This is a genomic window from Streptomyces sp. NPDC050448 (assembly GCF_040655295.1).
In the GTDB taxonomy this organism is placed as follows: Bacteria; Actinomycetota; Actinomycetes; order Streptomycetales; family Streptomycetaceae; genus Streptomyces.
The window spans coordinates 1-4,054 of the sequence record NZ_JBFAJR010000102.1 but is presented as its reverse complement, the minus strand read 5'-3'; the positions used below and the strand labels follow the sequence as shown (position 1 = coordinate 4,054).

The window sequence follows — 4,054 nt, the reverse complement described above, 5'->3', positions numbered from 1 at the left end:
AGCAGGTCCTTCGCGGCGAGGGTGTCGTGGACGAGATCGGTGGCCTTGATGTCCTGGACTGTGGAGTCGCTGGTCAGCACGTTCGTGATCAGGTGGGGTGTGTCCGCGTCGCAGGTCTCGGTGAGGTGGACCTTGAAGCCGTCCCACTTGATGTCCCGCTTCACGCTCGCGCGGGCCTCGGTGTCATAGGGGCTGACCAGGCGCAACGCGCCTGGCGGGCACTCTTTTGGGTCCCGCCACCTCACCTCGCCCTCCGCGTCGAGGACGTACTGCTGCACCCACGCCTGGCGCAGGGTCTGGACGGCGGGCAGTTCACGCAGCCAGCCCGGCGCGTCGGGAGCGTACGCGTCGGCGAGCACGCGCGTGCCGTCCCGGCCGGTCTGTTCGGCCAGCTCACACCGTTTGGCCTTGCCGGCGGGCAGCCAGTAGTCCTCAGGGCGCGTGGCATACCGGTCGAACCAGGCCGGGTCGGCATGAGCGGTCAGCCAGTCGGGGGCGGCTGCCGCGAGCGCGTTGAGCGCGGCCCGCAGGGTCTCGATGACGAACTCCAGCCGGTTCAGCGACCGGATCGCGGCCAGTACATGCGTGGAGTCCGTCCTGGCCCGGCCCGGCGGTTTCAACACTCCGGCCCGGCGGGCGGCGTCCAGGACCCGGTCGAAGACCTGCTGCCCGGCATCCGCCTCCACCAGCCGGGTCCGGAACTCGCTGAGCACGGAGTAGTCGAAGCCCGGATCGGTGAGCTCCAGGCCCAGGGCGTACTTCCAGTCGATCCGGGCCCGCACGGCCAGGGCCGCCTGCCGGTCCGGCAGCCCCTCGGCGAACTGCAACACCGACACCAGCGCCAGTCGGCCCGGCGACCACGCAGGCCTGCCCCGGACGGGAAACAGAGCGGCGAACTGCTCATCGGTGAACAGCATCCCCAGCTCGTCCCGGAGCCGGATCGCCAGGCTTCCCTTCGGGAAAGCCGCCCTGGCCACCCGCACCGTCTCCGCCGGGACTTCCCCCGGCTCCCTCGGCTGCATCGACACCGACACCCTCCCCAAACGACAACGTCGGCCTTCAAGACCACAACCAGGTCTTGAAGGCCGACGTCACGCCAGGCCCCGGATTAACCAACGGCATCCCGATCTTGGTTGGGGGCCTTTGACATCTGCAAGTGACATCAACGGGGACGGTCAGGGACGGCCGCGCCGGGTCCCGAGCAGCCGGTCCATGTGCCCGACCGCCTCGCGCTGCGTGTCCTGGACGACGTGGGCGTAGACGTTCATGGTGACGGCGATCTGCGAGTGCCCGAGGATCTCCATCACGACGCGGGGTGGTACGTCGGCGGCGGCCAGCAGAGTGGCGGTCCCGTGCCGGGCAGCGTGCATCCGGACGCTCGGACCGACTCCGCGACCCTCGCGGACTGGGACCCGGCCGCCCTGAGCGACATGCGCAAGGCGGCCGGGGGACATTCATTCGTGGATCAGGCTTCCCGGCACGTCCGGCACTCGACGTTCCGGGCAACATGCGTCGCTGGATCGACCATGAGCGTCACTCCGACCCCGTGAGGACAGATCTGGCGGGGTCGCCTCCCGCGGCGCCGCTCGACGCGGGTCGCGTCCCAACTCGCCACCACAGCACCGAGTCGAGGGTCAACCCACGTCCGAGCCTCTCCAGCTTCATCGCTCACCGGAACTCCTTCATCGCGGAATGCAACTTGACTGTAGTGGGAGGGGGCGCAATATGAAGCCGCGTCAACTCAGACGGCGGCCGGCGGGGCAGCGCAGTTCGATCCGCCCTCCGTGCACTCGGAGTGCATGCAGTCCCCAGCCTGTACCTCAGTGTCCGCGAGCGGCCCCACAGGTAGGCGTCCGGCTCGTACCCAGCCTCCCGGATCGCCTCCATCGTCCGGTCCAGGGTGTCGGCGTCGCGTCGCAGCGTCTCCGGGCACTCTGGCCGGTGATCGACGAAGCGACCCAGCAGTCCGCCCAGCTCCCGGTACATGGCCGTGTGTTCAGGGCGGCGTCCTCTACTACTTCCTGGCGAACTTGCCCGCGTAAGGTGCAGTCATAGTCTCTGCACATTACGGAAGGACCTGGATGGACGCCGAACTCGTACGCTCATGGGTGGAGGGATGGGTCGTCTCACGCGGAGCCGCGCCGCCGGTTGCCGAGTCCTGGGGCTTCACCGTCGACGTCGGGCTGAGCGGCCAGGTCACTCGGCACGTGCTGCCCGATGCCGACGAGTCGCTGGTCCGCAAACTGACGGAGACGGCTACGGCCCCGGGCACCTGGCTCAAGGTCTTCCTGCCGCAGCAGACCGTCGCCCCGTGGGTGGCGCCCGGGTGGCGCTTCGATGACGACGGCTTCCTGATGTCGGCACCGCTGCACCCAACCGCCGTCGGGGCTCCCGATGGGTACCAGGTACGAACCTGGACGCGGGGCGGTGTCACGCGGGTACTCGTCCTGACTCGGGACGGCGCGTTCGCCGCCCATGGACAGGTCGCCGTGCCGGGCCCCGGGCGCACCGCTGTTTTCGACCAGGTCGAGACCTCTGCGGCTCACCGCCGTAAGGGTCTCGGCAGCCTGGTCATGCGGACGCTGGGGAACGTCGCCGCCGCCGCGGGCTCCTCGGCTGCTGTGCTGGCCGCGACGGCCGAGGGGCGGACGCTGTACGAGTTCCTGGGCTGGCGCACCCACGGCCCGTTGACCAGCCTGGTCCGCGACGTTCCACCGCAGATCCAGGAAACTTGAGAGGAGGTTCGCGGCCCTGCGATCGGCTGCGGACGTACCGCCGCCTGGGCGGCCGGTCGTGACGGCGGTCCGGGAGCGGCGGCTGCCCCCGTGGGGGTGGTGGACACGCAGTCGCGCCGATTCTGCGTCCACACCGCGCAGAGGCTCCGTGAGCCTGACGGCAGCGGTCCGGACCCCGCCGCACGACCCACGCCTGTGGGAGCCGTCCTGTTCCGGGGCCGGATGTTCCAGTCAAACCATCCATGCATACCAGCACAAAGGCTCCCCGCCGATCGCGGCGGGGGGCTTTGATGTCTGCGCCTGACATCAACGGGCACGGTCAGGGACGGTCTTGCCGCCTCCTGAGCAGCCCGCGCGGCAGCACGGCCCGTCGCCCGGGCTTGCGCTCCTCTCCGCCCCTCTCCGGCTGGCCGCCGGCCGTGTGCCGACAGCGCTACAGGAGCACGTGGCCTCCCCGCGCGATCAAGTCCCCGGCTGTGGTTTCTCCGCCGGTAGGGGCTTGTCGTTTCGAGGGCAGCCGGGGTCATCCAGGCCTGCTCCTTCCAGTCAAGACACGTCCTTCAGTGGCATGACGGGGGCTGTCGCCGTCGCGCCTACTTGAGGTCTGGTCACGCCGCAACGACAGCGAGACCAGGAATGAGAACGGCGGGCTTCCAAGGTCCCGCTTCAGCCAGGCCGCCGGTCACTCGACCGCACCTGACCCGGTACGGATCCGGCGGCCCCCACCCGCAAGGAGCACGCATGTCGTACGACCACCACACCCCGACCGCCGCCCAGTCCAAGCGCCGGATCTCGCGCTTCATGATGGTCTTCGCCTCGGCCGCCTTCATCTCCGGAAGCATCGCGCTGCCGGCATCGGCGGCGATCACGCCCCAGACCCAGTCCTCGGTCAAGGGCGCCCTCTCCGACTACAACCCCAACCGCCAGCCCGGTGGCGGCGCCTACGGGCCGAACACGTGCAAGCCCGGCTATGTCTGGCGTGACAGTTTTGACGGCGACACGTTCTGCGTCACGCCGGAAGTACGTCAGTGGGTCCACGACCAGAACCCCCACCGCCAGCCTGGTGGCGGCGCCTACGGGCCGAGCACGTGTATGCCCGGCTACGTCTGGCGTGAGAAGTGGGACGGCGACACCTTGTGCGTCACGCCGGCAGAACGCCAGAGGGTCAAGGGCCAAGGCAGGCTGATCGACAACGGCCCGCACCTCATTGGCGTTCCAGGAGAGTAAGGGCTTGCAGATCATTAACTCGCTGTCTTGATCTTTGTCGTGGGGGCGGTGTCGAGGCGGGCGGCGAGGTGTGCAAGGTCGTCCAGGGTGGC

General features: G+C 69.3%; 3 protein-coding genes and 1 pseudogene. 2 read left to right on the top strand and 2 right to left on the bottom strand.

Going from position 1 to position 4,054, the window contains the following annotated elements; genetic code table 11:
• A partial coding sequence (locus AB0I68_RS38770) for a transposase (RefSeq protein ID WP_363182150.1) occupies positions 1-1,028 on the bottom strand: 1,028 nt, incomplete at its 3' end.
• A 147-nt stretch (positions 1,029-1,175) separates the two neighbouring features.
• A pseudogene (locus tag AB0I68_RS38765) lies at positions 1,176-1,376 on the bottom strand (tyrosine-type recombinase/integrase); the annotation flags it as partial.
• A 705-nt stretch (positions 1,377-2,081) separates the two neighbouring features.
• Here AB0I68_RS38765 and AB0I68_RS38760 point away from each other — a divergent pair.
• On the top strand, positions 2,082-2,735 hold the full coding sequence (locus tag AB0I68_RS38760) for a GNAT family N-acetyltransferase (RefSeq protein ID WP_363182149.1): 654 nt from the start codon (positions 2,082-2,084) through the stop codon (positions 2,733-2,735).
• A gap of 741 nt (positions 2,736-3,476) precedes the next feature.
• Complete coding sequence (locus tag AB0I68_RS38755; RefSeq protein ID WP_363182148.1) at positions 3,477-3,962, top strand: hypothetical protein; 486 nt, start codon at positions 3,477-3,479, stop codon at positions 3,960-3,962.
• The last annotated feature ends 92 nt before the right edge of the window (positions 3,963-4,054 follow it).

Bases quoted from the DNA above. Each gene is read 5' to 3' on its own strand.
- AB0I68_RS38760 (WP_363182149.1), top strand. From the start codon at position 2,082: ATGGACGCCGAACTCGTACGCTCATGGGTGGAGGGATGGGTCGTCTCA.
- AB0I68_RS38755 (WP_363182148.1), top strand. From the start codon at position 3,477: ATGTCGTACGACCACCACACCCCGACCGCCGCCCAGTCCAAGCGCCGG.